Annotated in this window: 2 protein-coding genes and 1 pseudogene; 1 reads left to right on the top strand and 2 read right to left on the bottom strand. The window is 66.2% G+C overall.

Annotated features, from left to right (window positions below; translation table 11 throughout):
- Window positions 1-55: 55 nt before the first annotated feature.
- Entirely contained in the window at window positions 56-1,207 is a 1,152-nt protein-coding gene (locus RMO23_RS19035; protein ID WP_309684620.1) for a helix-turn-helix transcriptional regulator, read from the bottom strand.
- A gap of 201 nt (window positions 1,208-1,408) precedes the next feature.
- Window positions 1,409-2,659, bottom strand: coding sequence for a type II secretion system inner membrane protein GspF (gene gspF / locus RMO23_RS19040; RefSeq protein ID WP_309684623.1), 1,251 nt, complete (start codon window positions 2,657-2,659; stop codon window positions 1,409-1,411).
- Here gspF and RMO23_RS19045 point away from each other — a divergent pair.
- Window positions 2,658-2,875: pseudogene (locus RMO23_RS19045) on the top strand (hypothetical protein); the annotation flags it as partial. The gene gspF and the pseudogene RMO23_RS19045 sit on opposite strands and share 2 nt — an antisense overlap.

Consider the following 2,875-nt stretch of genomic DNA (forward strand, 5'->3'; position numbering starts at 1 on the left):
GAGGAGCAGACCGAGGCGATGCAGGAACCGCCGCTGCTGGCGTGAAGCGGCTCGCCTACTCCGCTGGCTGCTTGCTGGTCAGGAAGTAGGCCGGGCTGGTCAGCAGCAGCGACACCAGCTCCGACTGGCGCTTGGTGCCGGTCTTGACAAAGGTGCTCTTGAGCTGGCTCTTGATGGTGTTGATCGAGGTGCCGCGCGCCCTGGCGGCATCTTCCAGGCTCTTGCCGCAGCACAGCGCCACGGCCAGTTCGGCCTCGGCTTCCGACAGCGTGAACATGCGGCGCACGGTGTCCGCCGTGACCCGGGGCGTGGTCTCGGGATCGAAGGCAAACAGCAGCGCCCCGCCATGCGACTGCGGCGCGTGGGCCAGCTGCAGCGGCGCCACCATCAGCATCAGCGGCAAACGCTCGGGCCGGGGAATCAGCACCACGCTGTTGAGGTCGCCGCCGTCGCCCCGGCTGGCGCGTATGGCATTGGCAACCTCCAGATTGAGCTGGCGCGTGGTGTCGTCGTCGGGCGTTTGCAGGTGCCCGTGGTGCAACTGCAAGCCACCGCGTTGCGCCAGCATGGCCGCGGCGCTGCGGTTGTAATGCGCCACCAGGCCGTATTCGTCAAACAGCAGAATCGGCATCGGCAGCACGTCAAGCCGGCCCACCAGGAAATTCTGCTCGACCTGCAGCCCGGCAAAGCGCTGGCGCATCTGGATGGCGCGCTGCAGGTGCGGCACCAGCAGGTTGAGCTGGTCCAGTTCCTCGCGCACAAACGGCGGATGGGCAGTTGCCCGCTGCAACAGCAGCTGGGTCTGCCAGTCCCCCTCTTGCAACACGACCGCCCCGGCACCGTAGGCCACGCCCTGCGGCACCACCCACTCCCTGAAAAAGCGGGTCTGGGCAAAGTGTTCAGGGTGGGGCACATCGAGGTTGCTGGCATAAAAATGGGCGATAGGCGCGCTCATGATGTGCTGCACCAGCATGTCCTCGCGTCCGTAGTCCAGGACATAGCTTTGCTGCCAGTCGTGGCTGATGCCGCCCATCCACAGGCCCTTGATTTCCTGCGTCTGGGTGCTTCGGGTCATCAGGCCCGCGGCCTTCAGCTGGAAAACGATTCTGAGCCGGTCAATAAAAGACTGGAAGCCATCGGCTGCCGTCACGGCGTCGTAAAGCGGTCCCAGCAGCTGGTCGTAATCTAGGGGGCGCGTCAGGGTCAATTTTCTCCTTTCGGGAAGGCAGGTTACAAGGAGTGTGAATCGCCAAGGACCTTGATCCGTATGTAACTATCTCTATTTAATCAGGTCTTCGACTCAAACCCCCGCCTGCTGCGGGGTCGATGTAAATATTACCCAAAATCGACGAGGAAGCAGTCAGCCCGACCCGCGTGGATTCAAAAACATCGGGGCGAGCGTGCCGGTTCACTTGACCCATTGGTTGAGCTGGATGATGGGCAGCAGCACGGCCAGCACGATCAGCATCACCACCAGGCCCATGGCCACAATCAGCAGCGGCTCCAGGATGGTAGCCAGCGCCATGGCGCGGCGCTGCACTTCGGTCGACAGCTGGCGCGCGGCGCGCTGCAGCATCACCGGCAGCTGCCCGGTCTGCTCGCCGAGTCGCGCAAACATGCTGACCAGGCCGGGGAAGCGCTTTTTTTGCGACAGCGCCGAGGCCAGCGGCGCGCCTTCCCGCACCAGCAGCAGCGCGTCGAGCGCATCGGCGCGCATGGCGCGGTTCGACAGGGTTTCGGCGGCGGCCTGCAAGGCCTTGAGAATCGGCACGCCGGCGCCGGCCAGCATGGCCAAGGTGCTGGCAAAGCGCGCCGCGTTGTAGTCGCGCGCCAGCCGGCCGATCACCGGAAATTTCAGCGTCGCGGCATCAAATTTCTCGCGAAAACCCTCATTCCTCAAGGTCAGACGGGCGCCGGCAGCTATCAAAACAAGAGCACCGAGCAGTGCCCAGCCGTAGCTGCGAACCAGCTGGCTGACGGCCAGCATGGCCACCGTCAGGAACGGCAGGGCGCGCTTGGTGCCGGCAAACACGTTGGCGACCTGCGGCACCACATAGCCCACCAGAAACATCACGATGACAATCGCCACCAGCGTCACGATGGCCGGGTACAGCGCGGCGGCGATGAGACGGGACTTGAGCGTCTGGCGCTCCTCCAGGTCATCGGCCAGGCGTTCCAGCACCAGGCCCAGGTGGCCACTTTGCTCGCCGGCGCCTATGACGGCGATGTAAATCGCCGAAAACTCGCGCGGATGCTGCGACAGCGCCCGGGCAAAGCTGGCGCCGCCGTTGACCTCGGAACGCAGCGCCGCCACCAGGTTGCGCTGCTTTTCGTCCTCGGCCTCGTCGGTCAGCGCGGTCAGCGCACGCTCCAGCGGCAGGCCGGAGCCGACCAGCCCGGCGAGCTGGCGCGTCCAGATCGTGAGCCGCGTGGCATTGAACACATGGCCGCCAAACAGCGGCGTCTGCAGCAGCGAGGGCGCGGCGCCGGCCGCCTCACTGCCGCCGCCACCACCGCCCCCGTTGACCGGAATCACCACCAGCGGCACCAGCGCCTGGGTGCGCAGCAGGCTGCGCGCCGCCTTGGCGGTATCGGCCTCGATCACGCCGCGGCGCAGCTTGCCGTCGTTTTGCATGGCTTCAAAGGAATAGGCGGGCATGGCGTTCTCTTCCTTGATGCGTCAGTCGCCGCCGGGCCGCCCCAAGGCGACTGCGGCCTCCTCGGGGGGCAGCGAAGCACCCGAAGTGGGGAACGTGGAGGCCAAGGGCCGCAGCGCCGGGCCGCCCCAAGCCAGGCCAACCCCCTCGGGGGGCAGCGTATTACACGCAGTGAAAAGCGTGGGGGCCGTCGGCCGCAGCGCCGGGCCGCCCCAAGC

The organism is Polaromonas sp. (assembly GCF_031411155.1).
GTDB lineage: Bacteria > Pseudomonadota > Gammaproteobacteria > Burkholderiales > Burkholderiaceae_C > Polaromonas.

Excerpts from the sequence above, each read along its gene's own strand:
- gspF (WP_309684623.1), bottom strand. The coding sequence starts at position 2,659 with ATGCCCGCCTATTCCTTTGAAGCCATGCAAAACGACGGCAAGCTGCGC.